Source organism: Saccharopolyspora sp. 6V, from assembly GCF_020176785.1.
GTDB lineage: Bacteria > Actinomycetota > Actinomycetes > Mycobacteriales > Pseudonocardiaceae > Saccharopolyspora_C > Saccharopolyspora_C gregorii.
On the sequence record NZ_JAIUKB010000089.1, the window covers coordinates 43,669 to 58,422 of the forward strand.

The following is a 14,754-nucleotide window of genomic DNA, read 5'->3' on the forward strand; positions in this document are numbered from 1 at the left end:
GGCGGGGTCGCCCGCTGCGGACCCCGCCTCCGCGAGCGGCGGCTCGGCGCCCGCGCCGCCGGTCCGGAACCGAGGTGGTCAGGCGGCCGGTCCGGTCGCGGGGTCCGCGAGGTGGCCGATGCGGGCGGCGGCCGGGCCCTGGGGGTGCGCGCGCATGGCGGCGAGCGCCGCGGCGGCTTCGCGGGGATCGACCACGACGAGGAGCCGACCCGCGCAGGCCGCGTGCAGCGGGTCGGTGTCCAGCAGCTCCGCCGCCCGGCGCACCTCCGGCCGCACCGGCACCGCGGCCCGCTCCAGCAGCACCCGCACGGCCGCGGCCCGCGCGATCTCGTCCAGCGCGGCGGCCACCCCGCCGCCGGTCACGTCCCGCAGCACCCGCACGCCGGGGGTCGCCGCCAGCACCGCCGCGACCAGCCCGTGCAGCGGGGCGGTGTCCGAGACGACGCCTGCACCGAGCGCGACGCCGATCCCGTGGTCCCCGACCGGCCCGCTGATCAGCACCTCGTCCCCGGTCCGCGCACGGGCGGCGCCGAGCCGGTGGGCCCCGGCCGTCGCGCCCACCCCCGTCGTGTCGATCGCGCAGCCGTGGACCCGTCCGCGCTCGACCACCGACGCCCCGCCGGCGGCGATCCGCACGCCCGCCGCTGCGGCCGCCGCCACCACGGCCCGCGCCACCCGCCGCAGCTCCGCGACCGGAAACCCCATCTCGACCGCGAACCGCGCCGACACCGAGCGGGGTGCGGCACCGGCGACCGCGAGCCCGTTCGCGGTGCCGTTGACCGCCAGGTCGCCGATGCTCCCGCCGGGGAAGAACAGCGGTGCGCAGGAGAACGAATCGGTGACCAGCACGGGCCCCCGGCACGGCGGCGCGGGCGGCGCACCGCCGAACTCCGCGCGCAGCACCGCCGCGGCGAGCGCCGGACCGGACACCACGGAACCCCGCCGGGGGAGGACGCGTTCACCGCGGCCGCTCACCGCTCCGGCCGCCCGAGCAGCTCGTCCAGCGTCGCACCGCGCTCCGGCCGCGGGCGGTGCTCGTCGAGGCGGGTCCGGGAGAGCCTGCGCCGCGGTGGCCCGGCGACCGCGGCGTGCCACAGCGCGGCGGGCAGCGCGAACGCGGCCACCGCGGACCGGGACAGCCGGGCGGCGTGCAGCGTCCCGCCCGCGCCGAGGTAGAACAGCGTCCCGCCGAACCGGAACTCCAGCGGCACCTCCCCGTCCCGCACCGCGTGGAAGTACTGGGCGGCCACCGGATCCGCGGCGCACGCCACCGGCAGGCCGGCGCCGGTGCTGCCGAGGAACGGGCCGACGACGGTGCTCACCCGGCCCCACGGCAGCGCGCGCATCGTGGTGGACCACTGGTCGGGGGTGCCGAAGACCTCGGCCAGCCGGATCGCCTCCGCGGTGTCGTAGCGGCGCCGGGCCGGGACGATCCGCACCGCCGCGGACAGGCTGATCGAGCGGACCCGGACCTCCGGCGGCGCGTCCACGGCGAGCTGGAACCGCAGCGCAGGGCCCGATCCGGAACGGGCGGGTTCGGCGGCGACCACGGTGAACGCGGGTTCCGGGGCGGGCCCGGTGGCGCCGGGCAGGTCCTCGGACACCGCGGTCACGCCGTGCCCGCCTCGGTGAGCGTCATCCCGCAACCTCCCAGCGCCTCGACCACGCCGCAGTCTCGGCCGCCGAGCACCCACCCGCAACGCAGGCCCCGCCACCGGGCGAACCCCGGCCGGGGCGGACCGGCGGCCCCCGGGCCCGCTCACCGGCGGTCGTTGAGCGCCGGCCACCCGCACGCCGTCGGCTCCGCCGAGCAGGACGACGGCCCGGATCAGAGCCAGCGGTAGCGGCGTTCCGGGCGGCCGGTGCCGCCGTAGCGCAGCCGCACCTCGGCGCGCCCGGTGTCCACGAAGTGCTCCAGGTACTTGCGCGCCGACACCCGGGACAGCTCGGCGAGCCCCGCGCACTCGGTCGCCGACAGGTCCTCGCCGCCGCCCGCTGCCTCGCGCAGCACCCGTTCCACGACCCCCGCCGTTTCGCTCGCCAGCCCCTTCGGCGTCACCACCGGCCGCGGTGGGACGCCGAAGAGCCGGTCCACGTCCTGCTGCGCGGCGGGGGCGTCCCCGGGCAGTTCGCTGAGCCGGTCGTGCAGCGCCCGGAAGTGCTCCAGCTGCTCGCGCAGCGCGTCGAAGCTGAACGGTTTGATCAGGTAGTGCAGCGCCCCGCCGCGCACCGCGCCGCGCACCGTGTCCAGGTCGTGCGCCGCGCTGATCACCAGCACGTCCGGCTCGGCCGACGGCCGCGCCCCGGTGCGCATCGAGCGCAGCACGCTCAGCCCGTCCACGTCCGGCAGGTAGATGTCCAGCAGCACCAGGTCGGGTCGCAGCCGCTCCACCTCGCGCAGCGCCTCCGCGCCGGTGTGCGCGACGCCGACCACCTCGAACCCGGGGACGCGGTCCACGTAACCGCTGTGGATCTTCGCGACCATGAAGTCGTCGTCGACGACCAGCACCGTGATCACCTGGTCACCTCCGCGTCCAGCGGCAGCCGTGCGGTGAACACGGCGCCGTGCTCGTTGCGGACCTGCACCGATCCGCCGCGGCGGCGGCAGATCCGCCGGGTCAGCGCCAGGCCGAGCCCGCGGTCGCCGTCCCGGGCCGCCTTCGTGCTGAAGCCGTGCCGGAAGACCTCCTCGACGATCTCCGGCGCCACTCCCGGGCCGGAGTCCCGCACGACCAGCGTCACCACGTCGCCCGCGTGCCGCAGGTCCACTTCGATCCGGTCGTCACCGGAGGCGCCGTCCACCGCGTCCAGCGCGTTGTCCACCAGGTTCCCCAGCACCGTGGTGACGTCCGCGGACAGCTGCTCGTCGAGCTCGCCGAGCGCGCTGCCCTCGCTCAGCCGCAGGCCCACCCCGCGTTCGGCGGCGAGGCTGGCCTTCGCGATCAGCAGCGCCGCGGTCGCCGGGTCGGCGATGCGGGAGGAGACCTCCGCCTGCCACTGGCCGCGGCGGTGGCTGATCCGGTCCACGAACCGCGCCAGTTCCTCGTGCTCGCCGAGTTCGAGCAGCCCGGAGATGGTGTGCAGCCGGTTGCTGAACTCGTGCGCCTGCGCCCGCAGCGTGTCGGTGGTGGTGCGGTGCGCGGCCAGTTCTTCCCGCAGGTCCACCAGTTCCGTCCGGTCCCGCATGGTGATCACGGCGCCGACCGTGGAGATCGGCATGCGGTTGAGCACCACCACGCGTCCGCGGCGCAGCACGATCTGGTCGACGCCGGAGGTGCGGCCGGTGAGCACGTCCCGCGCCCGGTCGTTGAGATCCAGGGCGTCGATCCGGCTGCCCACGCAGTCCGCGGGCAGCGACAGCAGCTCGCGGGCCTGGTCGTTCACCAGCGTGATCCGGTCCTGCTGGTCCACGCCCAGCACGCCTTCCCGGATGCCGTGCAACATCGCCTCCCGGTGCTCCACCAGCCGCGTGATCTCCTGCGGTTCCAGGCCGAGCGTCTGGTGCTTCACCCGCCGCGCCAGCAGGATCGAGCCGGCCACGGCCAGGAACGTCGCGAACGCCAGCAGCACCAGCGGATCACCGGGCGCGCGGCGGATGCCCGCGAAGAAGTCGGGAGTCTCGCGTCCCGCCGCGACCACGCCGATGATGCGGGCGTCGTCGCCGATCACCGGCACGTGCGCCACCAGCGAGTCGACGCCGTCGGCGCCGCGCACGTCCCCGACCCAGGCCTGGCCGCGCAGCGCGGTGCTCGCGCCCATCGGCAGCGGTTGCCCGCGCTGCCCGGGATCCGGTGAGGTCAGCACCACGCCCCGGCCATCGGTGATGATCACCTGGTCGGCGCCGGAGAGGCTGCGCGCGCTCTCCGCGAAGATCGGCAGCGCGTCCCGGTTCACCGGGTCCTGCAGGCTCAGCCGCACCCCGCCGGTCGCGGCGAGGTCTTCGGCCACCGACAGCATCCGCCTGCCCTCGGTGGCGCGGAACGCGGCGTTGGACTGCGACACCGAGAACACCGCGACCGAGGCCAGCAGCACCAGGATGATCGCCAGCTGCCAGCCGAGGAGCTGGCGCGAAAGCGGTCCGCGCATCCTCCACCTCCCTCGCCGCGTCGCGTGGTCCGACCGACGCTAACCCGCTGACCTGCGTCGGCGGGTGGAAGGGTGGCTTCGGAACGGTGACACAACGAACACAACCACCGTTAGGTTCGCAAGGAGGACATCGCACACCCCGCCGTGCAGCATGATCCGGGTCACTTCCCACCACAACGGAGAGGCGGGATCCCCGTGCGCCTGCGCAGCGCGCTGTCCGTGGCCGCATCCCTGCTGCTCGTGCTGCTGGTGCCACCCCTGGTGAGCACCGGTTCCGGCGATGAGACCGAACAGCAGATCCGCGGCCTGCGGATGCTGGTGCCGAACTCGCCGGGCGGCGGCTACGACATCACCGCCCGCACCGCCGTGAAGGCGATGGAGGACGCGAAGCTCAACGGCAACGTCGAGGTGTTCAACCTGCCCGGCGCGGGCGGCACCGTCGGCCTCGGCCGCGTCGTCGGCGAACGGGGCAACGGCAAGCTCGCCATGTCCATGGGCCTCGGCGTCGTCGGCAGCGTCTACACCAACCACTCGCCGGTGTCCCTGCAGGACACGACCCCGGTCGCGAAGCTCGTCGAGGAACCCGAAGTGGTCGTCGTCGCGAAGGATTCGCCGTACCGGACGTTCGACCAGCTCGTCGCGGACTGGAAGCGCGACCCGGGGCAGACGCCCGTCGGCGGCGGTTCCTCGCCCGGCGGGCCCGACCACCTGGCGCCGATGCTCATCGCCAAGGCCATCGGGCTCAGCCCGAAGCAGGTCAACTACGTGCCGTTCGACGGCGGTGGCGAACTGCTGGCGTCGGTGCTCGGCGGCAAGGTCGACTTCGGCGTCTCCGGGATCGGCGAGTACCGCGACCAGGTCGAGGCCGGGGAGCTGCGGGTGCTCGCGGTGACCGGACCGGACCGGCTGCCCGGGGTGGACGCGCCGACGCTGCGCGAAGCGGGGCTGGACGTGCTGTTCACCAACTGGCGCGGCATCGTCGCCCCGCCCGAGCTGTCCGAAGTGGACCGAGCGAAGCTCGTCGGCCTGTTCACCCGGCTCAACGGATCGCCGGAGTGGCAGGAGGCGATGCGCCGCAACGGCTGGACGCCCGCGTTCCAGCCCGGCCCGGAGTTCGGCCGCTTCCTGGAGCAGGAGAACGACCGCGTGGTCTCGGTGCTGGAGGAGTTGGGGCTGGCATGAACACCACCGGAACCTCCCGCAGGCAGTGGCTCAAGGACCACTCCGAACTCGGCATCTGCGTGCTGCTGGCCGCGCTCGGCGTCGTCGTGCTCGTGGACGCCGCCACCATCGCCACCGACTTCACCCAGCGCGGCCCGATCGGCCCGAAGACGGTGCCGTTCCTCGTCGGCGGGCTGCTGCTCGTCGTGGCCGCCCTGCTCGCCCGCGACGTGCTCCGCGGCGGACGCGGCTCGGCGGAGGCGGGCGAGGACGTCGACCTGGACGCACCCAGCGACTGGCGCACGGTGCTGCTGCTGACCGCGGCGTTCCTCGCGAACGCCGTGCTGATCAACATCATCGGATTCCCGCTGTCCGGGATGATCCTGTTCTGGGGCTCCGCGTACGCGCTGGGCAGCCGGAACCCGGTGCGCGACCCGCTGATCTCCGCGGTGCTCTCCGTCGCCACCTACGTCGTGTTCGACCAGCTGCTCGGTGTGCCCCTGCCCGGCGGACCGCTGATGGGGGTGCTGTGAAGTGGAATCCTCGTTCGACCTGCTGATGCAGGGGTTCGCGACCGCGCTGACGCCGATGAACCTGGTGTGGGCCGCGTTGGGCGTGCTGCTGGGCACCGCCATCGGCGTGCTGCCCGGCATCGGCCCGGCGATGGCCGTAGCGCTGCTGCTGCCCGTCACCTACGCGCTGGAACCGACCGGGGCGTTCATCATGTTCGCCGGCATCTACTTCGGCGGCATGTTCGGCGGCTCCACCACCTCCATCCTGCTGAACACGCCGGGGGAGAGCGCCGCCGTCGTCGCCGCCATGGAGGGCAACCCGATGGCCCGCAAGGGCCGCGGATCGCAAGCCCTGGCCGCCGCCGCCATCGGGCACTTCATCGGCGCCGTCATCGGCATCACGCTGCTCACCCTGCTGGCCCCGACGGTCGCCTCGGCGGCGGTGAACATCGGTGCGCCGGACTACCTGGCGGTGATGGTGCTCGCGTTCATCGCGGTCACCTCGGTGCTGGGCAACTCCCGGATCCGCGGGTTCGCCTCGCTGCTGATCGGTCTCACCATCGGGCTGATCGGCCTGGACGAGATGACCGGGCAGCAGCGGCTCACCTTCGGGCTGCTGTCGCTGGCCGACGGCATCGACGTGGTCATCGTCGCGGTCGGGTTGTTCGCCATCGGCGAGTCGCTGTGGGTTGCCGCGCACCTGCGCCACACCTCCGGCAAGCCGATCCCGGTGGGGCGGCCGTGGCTCGGCAAGGACGACCTGCGGCGCTCCTGGAAGCCGTGGCTGCGCGGTCCGCTGATCGGCTTCCCGTTCGGCGCGATCCCCGCCGGTGGCGCGGAGATCCCCACCTTCCTGTCCTACGTCACCGAGAAGCGGTTGTCCCGCAACCGGCACGAGTTCGGCAAGGGCGCCATCGAAGGTGTCGCCGGGCCGGAGGCCACGGCCAGCGCCTCCGCTGCCGGGACCATGGTCTCGATGCTGACGCTGGGCCTGCCGACCACGGCGGTCGCGGCGGTCATGCTCGCCGCGTTCCAGCAGTACGGCATCCAGCCGGGACCGCTGCTGTTCCAACGCGAATCGGACCTGGTGTGGGCGCTGATCGCCAGCATGTTCATCGGCTCGGTGCTGCTGCTGGTGCTGAACCTGCCGCTGGCACCGGTGTGGGCGAAGCTGCTGCAGATCCCGCGGCCCTACCTGTACGCGGGCATCCTGTTCTTCGCCAGCATCGGGGCGTACGCCGTCGGTGGGTCTTCGCTGGACCTGCTGGTGCTGTTCATCATCGGGCTCATCGGGTTCGCGATGCGCCGCTACGGGCTGCCGGTGCTGCCCGCGATCATCGCGGTGATCCTGGGGCCGACCGCCGAGCAGCAGATGCGGCGCGCGTTGCAGATCAGTGACGGTCAGGTCACCGGTCTGATCAACACCCCGTTCTCCATCGGGGTCTACGCCGTGGTCCTGCTGATCCTGGCGTGGCCGCTGCTGGCCCGCTTCCTGCCCCGCCGCCAGGTGGCTGAGCAGGGCGGCGAGCGGGAGGAGGAGCGGGCGGAGGTCTAGCGACCCCGGAACGATCTCCGCTCCCGACGGAGGTCCGCGCCGCACCCCCGGCCGCGCGGACCTCCGTCACCCGCCCCCGAACGATCATCGGACGAACTACACTCCGGCTGGTGGCCGAATACCGGATCGACGACCTGGCCCGCGCCGCGGGCACCACGGTGCGCAACGTGCGGGTCTACCAGGACCGGGAGCTGCTGCCCGCGCCCCGCCGCGAAGGGCGGCTGGCGATCTACTCCGACGCGCACCTGGTCCGCCTCCGGATGATCATCAACATGCTGGGCCGCGGCTACGCGTTCGCGCAGATCCGCGAGATGCTCTCGGCGTGGGAATCGGGGCGCAGCCTCGCCGACGTGCTCGGCCTCGAAGAGGTCATGGGGGAGTCGTGGGCGGAGCAGTCGCCGCGCGTCTACTCGCTGTCGCAGCTGCGCGAGATGTTCCGCGGCCAGCTCAACCAGCAGAACATCCGCCGGGCCATCGAGCTGGGCCTGCTGGAGCGGTGGGGTGCCCGGTTCGTCGCGCCCAGCCCGCAGCTGCTCGACGCGGGCAGCGAACTGGTGCGGCTCGGAGTGCCGCTCGCCGAGGTCCTCGAACTCGCCGAGCAGCTGCAGTCCGATGTGGACCACGTCTCCGAGGCGCTGGTGTCGCTGGTGCGCACCCACGTCCTCGCCCCCGCGGACACCGCCTGGGACGACTCGGAGGTGCAGCGCTACACCGAGGTGGTGCGGCGGCTGCGGCCGCTGGCGATGTCCGCGCTGAACGCGGCGGCGGCCCGGTCCGCGGAACGCGTCATCCCCGACATCCTCGGCGACCGGCTCGTCGCCCTGCTGCGGGACGAGGAGGACCCCGGCGCCGCAGGGTGATCCGCCGTCCTCGCGGGGGCACGGCTGAGAACCCGCCGGTGGTCGGCCTGCGAACCCGGTCGGCGGCGCAGCGGTTCCGCCGCTGACGAGGAACGGTCGCGCGGACCGCGCGGCACTCCGGGGTGGAGCGCCGCGCGGTGCTCGCGAACCCGCTCAGCGGTTGTTGAAGCCGGCGCGGCGCAGCGCGTCCGCCATCGCCCCGCCCGCGGGAGCGGAGTCGCGCTTGCGCTGACCGCCGCCCTTGCCGCCACGGCCGTTCCCGCCGCCACCGTTACCGCCACCACGGCCGTTCCCGCCGCCACCACCGGGGCGACCGCCGCGGCGCTCGCCGGAGCTCTGGCCGCCGGAGCTCTGACCGCGCTCGGCGCCGACCTCGTCGTCCAGCCGCAGCGTCAACGAGATCCGCTTCCGCGGGACGTCCACGTCGAGGACCTTCACTTTCACCACGTCGCCGGACTTCACCACGTCGTGCGGGTCGTTGACGAAGTTCTTCGACATCGCCGAGACGTGCACCAGGCCGTCCTGGTGAACCCCGACGTCCACGAACGCGCCGAACGCGGCCACGTTCGTCACGACGCCCTCCAGCCGCATCCCCGGCTGCAGGTCACCGATCTTCTCCACGCCGTCGGCGAAGGTCGCCGTCTTGAACGTCGGCCGCGGGTCGCGCCCCGGCTTCTCCAGCTCGGAGAGGATGTCGGTGACCGTCGGCAACCCCACCGAGTCGTCGACGAAGTCGGCGGGCTTGATGCCGCGCAGCACCCGCTCGTTGCCGATCAGCGCGCCCAGCTCGGCCCCGGTCGATTCCAGGATGCGCCGCACCACCGGGTAGGACTCGGGGTGCACGCTGGAGGAGTCCAGCGGGTCGTCGCCGTCGGGGATGCGCAGGAAGCCCGCGCACTGCTCGAACGCCTTCGGCCCGAGCCGCGCCACGTCCTTGAGGCCCTTGCGGGAGCGGAACGGCCCGTTTCCGTCGCGGTGCGCCACGATGTTCTCGGCGAGGCCCTCGCCGATGCCGGACACGCGGGTCAGCAGCGGCACCGATGCGGTGTTCACGTCCACGCCCACCGCGTTCACGCAGTCCTCCACCACCGCGTCCAGCGAGCGGGACAGCTTCGTCTCGGTGATGTCGTGCTGGTACTGCCCGACGCCGATCGACTTCGGGTCGATCTTGACCAGCTCGGCCAGCGGGTCCTGCAACCGGCGCGCGATGGACACCGCGCCGCGCAGCGACACGTCCAGCTCCGGCAGCTCCCGGGACGCGTAGGCGGACGCCGAGTACACCGAGGCGCCGGCCTCGGACACCGAGATCTTCGTCAGCCCCAGGTCCGGGTGCCGCTTGATCAGATCGGCGGCGAGCCGGTCGGTCTCCCGGGAGGCGGTGCCGTTGCCGATGGCGATCAGGTCCACGCCGTGCGCCCGGACCAGCTTCTCCAGCGAGGCCAGCGCCTGGTCCCAGCGCTGCTGCGGCTGGTGCGGGTAGATGGTGTCGGTGGCCACCAGCTTGCCGGTGCCGTCGACCACGGCGACCTTCACCCCGGTGCGGAAGCCCGGGTCCAGGCCCATCGTGGCGCGGGTGCCCGCCGGGGCGGCCAGCAGCAGGTCCCGCAGGTTCGCCGCGAACACCCGCACCGCCTCGTCCTCGGCGGCCTGCCGCAGCCGCAGCCGCAGGTCGATGCCCAGGTGGGTCAGGATGCGGGTGCGCCACGCCCAGCGGACCACCTCGCCGAGCCAGCGGTCGGCGGGCCTGCCCAGGTCGGAGATCTCGAAGCGCCGCGCGATCTCCCGCTCGTACGGGGTGGGGCCCTCCTGCTCGCTGCCGTCGTCGGGTTCCAGGCCGAGGTCCAGGACCTCTTCCTTCTCCCCGCGGAACAGCGCCAGGATGCGGTGCGAGGGCAGCTGCTCGAACGGCTCGTCGAACTCGAAGTAGTCGGCGAACTTCGCGCCCTCGTCCTGCTTGCCCTCGCGCACCCGCGATGTCACCCGGCCGTGGGTCCACATGCGTTCGCGCAGCTCGCCCACCAGGTCGGCGTCCTCGGAGAAGCGCTCCACGAGGATCGACCGGGCGCCCTCCAGCGCCGCGCCCGCGTCGGCCACGCCCTTGTCGGCGTCGACGTACTCGGCGGCGCGGGCCTGCGGGTCCTGCTCGGGGTCCGACAGCAGCAGGTCGGCGAGCGGTTCGAGCCCGGCCTCCCGCGCGATCTGGCCCTTGGTGCGCCGCTTCGGCTTGTACGGCAGGTAGATGTCCTCCAGGCGGGCCTTCGAGTCGGCCGCGTTGATGCGGGCCTCCAGCTCGGCGTCGAGCTTGCCCTGCGAGCGGATCGACTCCAGCACCGTGCTGCGCCGCTCCTCCAGCTCGCGCAGGTAGCGCAGCCGCTCCTCCAGGGTGCGCAGCTGCGCGTCGTCGAGCCCGTCGGTGGCCTCCTTGCGGTACCGCGCGACGAACGGCACCGTGGCGCCGCCGTCGAGCAGGCCGACGGCGGCCTCGACCTGCCGCTCCCGCACGCCGAGCTCCTCGGCGATCCTCTGATGCACAGCCGTCGTCACGATGTCCCGACACCTCTCCTGATCTCCGCCCAGAACCGTCCGTGCATTCTGCCCGACGTCCCGATCAAGCCCGCCCGGTGCGCGCGTCGGCGTGTCGGCACGGCCCGTGGCCTGCGGTTCCGCACCCGGTGCGGTGGGCCGCGGGGGCATACGCTCGGCGCGGGAGGTGGGCACGTGGAAGCTGCGGACGTCACGCGTGGCTCCCGGGGCAGGCTGCCTCCCGAGACGACGAGCTTCATCGGCAGGCGCCGGGAGCTCGCCGAGGCTCGCAGGCAGATGTACTCGGGACGGCTGCTCACGCTCACCGGACCGGCCGGGGTCGGCAAGAGCAGGCTGGCGCTGCGCCTGGCGCGCAAGCTGCGCCGGGCCTACCCGGACGGGGTGGTGCTGGTCGGGCTCTCCGACGTGCAGGACCCGGCCCTGCTGCCGCAGACCGTCGCCGCCGCGCTCGGCGGCAGGCCCGGCCCCGGCAACCCCGCCGAGGGCCTGGTGTCCCGGCTCCGCGGCGAACGGGTGCTGATCATTCTCGACGACTGCGACCACGTGCTCGGCGCGGCCGCCCGGCTGGCGCGCGAGCTGCTCACCGAGCACGAGCACGTGCACGTGCTGGCCACCAGCAGGCAGGCGCTGGGCGTGGCGGGGGAGCTGGTGCTCCCGGTGGCGCCGCTGTCGCTGCCCGCCGAGACCGACGCGCCCGACCGCGCCTACGGCGACGTGTTCGCCGACGCGGTCAGCCTGTTCACCGACCGGGCCGCCGCCGTCGTTCCCGGCTTCCGCCTCGACGAGGGGAACCGGGACGCGGTGGTGCGGATCTGCCGCAGGCTGGACGGGATGCCGCTGGCCATCGAACTCGCCGCCGCCCAGCTCGGCGAATCCACGCCCGAGGAGGTGCTGGACCGGCTCGACGACCGGTTCGCCCTGCTCACCAGCGGGGACCAGCCTTCCAGGGACGAGGCGCTGGAGGAGTCCATCGGCTGGAGCTTCGGGTTGTGCACCCCGGGCGAGCAGCTGCTGTGGGCGCGGTTGTCCTGCTTCGTCGGCGAGTGGGACGCGGCCGCCGTCCGGGAAGTGTGCTGCGACGAACGGCTCACCGCGACCGACGTGGACGAGGCGCTGGACGTGCTGGTGTCCAAATCGGTGGTGGTGCGCGAGCACGACGAGATGGCGCGCACCGACTACTACCGCATGTTCGACAGCATCCGGGAGTTCGGCCTGTCCCGGCTGCACGACACCGGCGAGGAGGCCGCCGTCCGCGCCCGGCACGCCGTCTGCTTCCACCGGCTCGCCGACCGCTACAGCAACGAGGTGTTCGGGCCGCGCCAGCTGGAGTGGATCCACCACATGATCCACGTGCACCCGAACCTGCGGCTGGTCCTGGAACACGACCTCGCCGACCCGGAGCGGGCGCGGGTGGCGGCGGCGACCGCGGCGAAGCTGTGGTCGTTCTGGTTCTCCGGCAACGCGTTGCGGGAGGGGTACGAGTGGCTGCGGAGCTCGGTGGCGGCGGTGCCCGAGCCCGTCGCCGAACGCGCCGACTGCCTGTCCACGCTGGCGTTCCTCGCGCTGCACGTGGGTGACCTCGACGCGGCGGAGACCGCGCTGGCCGAGGCCGTCGAGATCGCCGAGCGGATCGGGGACCGCGGGCTGCAGGCGAGGGTGGACGGCACCCGGGGCATGGTGGTGATGCTCCGCGGGCGGCTGGACGAGGCGGCCGGCTACCTGGAGCGCGCCGCGATCGGCAACACCGCCACCGGGAACCTGTTCGGCTACACCAACGCGATGATCCTGCTGGCCTGCCTCGGGTTCTACCGGCACGACCCGCGCGGCGCCGAATCGGCCGCCGAGTGCCTGCGGCTGTGCGAGACGTTCGGGGCGCCGTGGACCAAGAGCTACGTGCTGTGGGTGGTGTCCCTGCACCGCTGGCGCGGCGGCGACCCGCGGGAGGCGTCGCTGCTGATCCAGCAGGCGATCCGGTTGCAGCAGCTGGCCCACGACCTGGCCGGCCTCGGCGTGTACCTGGAGGTGCTGTCCTGGTGCGCCACCTCCACCGGCCAGCCGCGGCGGGCGGCGCGGCTGATGGGGGCCTCGGAGGCGCTGCGCAAGGCCAACGGCGGCGAGATGGGCGACTCGGTGTACTTCGACGACTACGACGCGGTGGCGATGGCGTGGGCGTGGCAGGTGCTCGGCGAGGAGGAGTTCCGGGCCGCCACCCGCGAGGGCGCCGGGTGGGAGCTGCCGGAGATGGTCGCCTACGCGCTCGGCGAAGGCGGCTCCCCGCCCGAGGTGCCGTTCGGCGCGGGGGTGGCCGAGCTGTCGCCGCGGGAGGTGGAGACGGCGGTGCTGCTCGCGGCCGGGATGACCGCGGCGGAGATCGCCGAGCGGCTCGGCGTCGAACCGCTGGCCGGGGAGGTGGAGGCCGAGCAGGTGCTGGAGCAGCTCGGCTTCGCCGACCGGGACGAGCTCGCCGGCTGGGTCCGGCGGCGCTCCGCGTAACGATCGGGGTCGTCCGATAGGGTGATGGCGCGCCGGTCGATCGTACGGTCCGGTGGCCCTCCGGAGCGGCTCGCCGAGTTCCCCCGGAAGTGAGCCACCTCTCCGGATCGCCCGGGAATTTGCACCGTGGGTGACGGACCGCCGGGGTGGCGGTGGCCTGAAGAGCCGGAACCAGGTACCTCCCTACGTAGAAACCGCGATGCACGTACACGCTCCGTTCCGGAGTGTGGGTCCACGTGACACCCCCCGATCGACACGAGAACCCCGAGACCCCGACCCCCGAGAACCAGACCCCCGAGACGACGCGGGCCGCTTCGGCGAACAGCAACGCATGGCGGGACACGGCATTGGGCGCCGACCGCGCGGTGCGTTCCGGTGTGGACCGGGTGCGGCCCTACGCCCACCAGGTCTGGCAGAAGATCCTGCCGCTGCTGCGCCGGCTGTGGCTGGCGGTGCTGCCGCTGCTGAGCAAGGCGCGGAACTCCACCGCCGGTCGCCGCGTCGAGCAGACCGTCGGACCCTGGGCCGACCGCGCCGCCGCGAAGTTCCGCGAGCAGGGCCACGGCGGGCAGCACCGCACCCAGCAGCCGCGGCTGCGGGCCATGAAGGCCGGTGCCGGACTCGCCGCGCTGGGCGTGGTGGGCGTCGCGGTGCTCAGCGTGAGCACCGGTACGCACGACGACGTCCGCGCCGCCGCGCACGTGGACGACATCCCCGCGTCCTCGAACCAGGCCGGTCAGAACCCGGCGGACCTGTTCGACGAGACCCCCGACGACGACTCCGACGAGGACTCGGGCCCGGTGCCCGGCCCGCCCGCCAAGGGCATCGACGTCTCGAACCACAACGGATCCGTGGACTGGAAGAAGGTCGCCGCGTCCGGGCAGAACTTCACGTTCGTGCTCGCCACCGACGGCACCGACTTCACCAGCCCGAAGTACGCCGAGCAGTACCACGGCGCGAAGGACGCCGGCCTGCTGGCCGCGCCGTACCACTTCGCCCGCCCCGACGAGTCCGCCGAGGCGCAGGCCGACAAGCTGCTGAAGGTGGCCGACTACCAGCGGGACGGCAAGAGCCTGCCCCCGGTGCTCGACCTGGAGGTCGACCCGTCCGGTGGTGGCTGCTACGGCCTGTCCGTGCCGGAGATGCACGAGTGGACCGACACCTTCACGGGCAAGGTGAAGGCCGAGACCGGGACCGACCCGATCATCTACGCCAACCCCTCGTTCTGGAACGAGTGCATGGGCGGCACCGACAGCTACTCGGACCACCCGCTGTGGCTCGCCTCCTACGGCGTCGACGAGCCCACCGTGCCCAAGGGCTTCAAGGACTGGAACTTCTGGCAGTACACCGAGGACGGCAGCGTCTCCGGCGTGAACGGCTCGGTCGACCAGAACCACTTCCAGGGCAGCGTCGGCGACCTGAAGAAGCTGGCCGAGGACTGATCCCCCGGGCGCGGGCCGTTCTCCCGAACCAGTCTCTTATAAACATCTCCGAGCCCACGAGACCCAAAGACATGGGGGATGGCCGCGTGGTGGTGTAAAAA

11 protein-coding genes are annotated in these 14,754 nt (G+C 73.2%); 6 read left to right on the forward strand and 5 right to left on the reverse strand.

Annotation, left to right across the window (positions count from 1 at the left end; genetic code table 11):
• Positions 1-78: 78 nt before the first annotated feature.
• From LCD35_RS18005 to LCD35_RS18020, 4 genes are all read right to left on the reverse strand, one after another.
• Entirely contained in the window at positions 79-930 is an 852-nt protein-coding gene (locus LCD35_RS18005) for an AIR synthase-related protein (RefSeq protein WP_225044500.1), read from the reverse strand.
• 41 nt (positions 931-971) lie between these two features.
• Positions 972-1,613 (reverse strand): DUF6084 family protein, encoded by a 642-nt coding sequence (locus LCD35_RS18010; protein WP_225044501.1) that lies wholly within the window; start codon positions 1,611-1,613, stop codon positions 972-974.
• Between the two features lie 215 nt (positions 1,614-1,828).
• Positions 1,829-2,518, reverse strand: coding sequence for a response regulator (locus LCD35_RS18015; protein WP_224956503.1), 690 nt, complete (start codon positions 2,516-2,518; stop codon positions 1,829-1,831).
• Entirely contained in the window at positions 2,515-4,086 is a 1,572-nt protein-coding gene (locus LCD35_RS18020; protein ID WP_224956502.1) for an ATP-binding protein, read from the reverse strand. Before LCD35_RS18020 ends, LCD35_RS18015 begins: the two co-directional genes overlap by 4 nt.
• A gap of 195 nt (positions 4,087-4,281) precedes the next feature.
• Between LCD35_RS18020 and LCD35_RS18025 the strand changes: the two genes are divergently transcribed.
• The 4 genes from LCD35_RS18025 to LCD35_RS18040 all read left to right on the forward strand — a co-directional run bounded on the left by LCD35_RS18025 (position 4,282) and on the right by LCD35_RS18040 (position 8,174).
• A complete protein-coding gene (locus LCD35_RS18025; protein WP_224978041.1) occupies positions 4,282-5,268 on the forward strand; it encodes a tripartite tricarboxylate transporter substrate binding protein in 987 nt (328 codons plus the stop codon).
• Positions 5,265-5,780 (forward strand): tripartite tricarboxylate transporter TctB family protein, encoded by a 516-nt coding sequence (locus tag LCD35_RS18030; RefSeq protein WP_224956499.1) that lies wholly within the window; start codon positions 5,265-5,267, stop codon positions 5,778-5,780. The genes LCD35_RS18025 and LCD35_RS18030 overlap by 4 nt, the downstream gene beginning before the upstream one ends.
• A gap of 25 nt (positions 5,781-5,805) precedes the next feature.
• Complete coding sequence (locus tag LCD35_RS18035; RefSeq protein ID WP_224956528.1) at positions 5,806-7,314, forward strand: tripartite tricarboxylate transporter permease; 1,509 nt, start codon at positions 5,806-5,808, stop codon at positions 7,312-7,314.
• A gap of 110 nt (positions 7,315-7,424) precedes the next feature.
• Positions 7,425-8,174 carry a MerR family transcriptional regulator gene (locus LCD35_RS18040; protein WP_224956498.1) on the forward strand — a complete coding sequence of 250 codons (750 nt, stop codon included), beginning with the start codon at positions 7,425-7,427 and terminating at the stop codon, positions 8,172-8,174.
• Between the two features lie 153 nt (positions 8,175-8,327).
• On the opposite strand, the gene LCD35_RS18045 is transcribed toward LCD35_RS18040, so the two are convergent.
• Positions 8,328-10,706, reverse strand: a complete 2,379-nt coding sequence (locus LCD35_RS18045) for a Tex family protein (protein ID WP_374108102.1) — start codon at positions 10,704-10,706, stop codon at positions 8,328-8,330.
• A gap of 186 nt (positions 10,707-10,892) precedes the next feature.
• On the opposite strand from LCD35_RS18045, the gene LCD35_RS18050 reads away from it, so the two are divergent.
• Together LCD35_RS18050 and LCD35_RS18055 are read left to right on the forward strand one after the other, a co-directional pair.
• Positions 10,893-13,211, forward strand: coding sequence for an AAA family ATPase (locus LCD35_RS18050; protein WP_224978043.1), 2,319 nt, complete (start codon positions 10,893-10,895; stop codon positions 13,209-13,211).
• A 236-nt stretch (positions 13,212-13,447) separates the two neighbouring features.
• Complete coding sequence (locus LCD35_RS18055; protein WP_225044503.1) at positions 13,448-14,653, forward strand: GH25 family lysozyme; 1,206 nt, start codon at positions 13,448-13,450, stop codon at positions 14,651-14,653.
• Positions 14,654-14,754 lie beyond the last annotated feature (101 nt).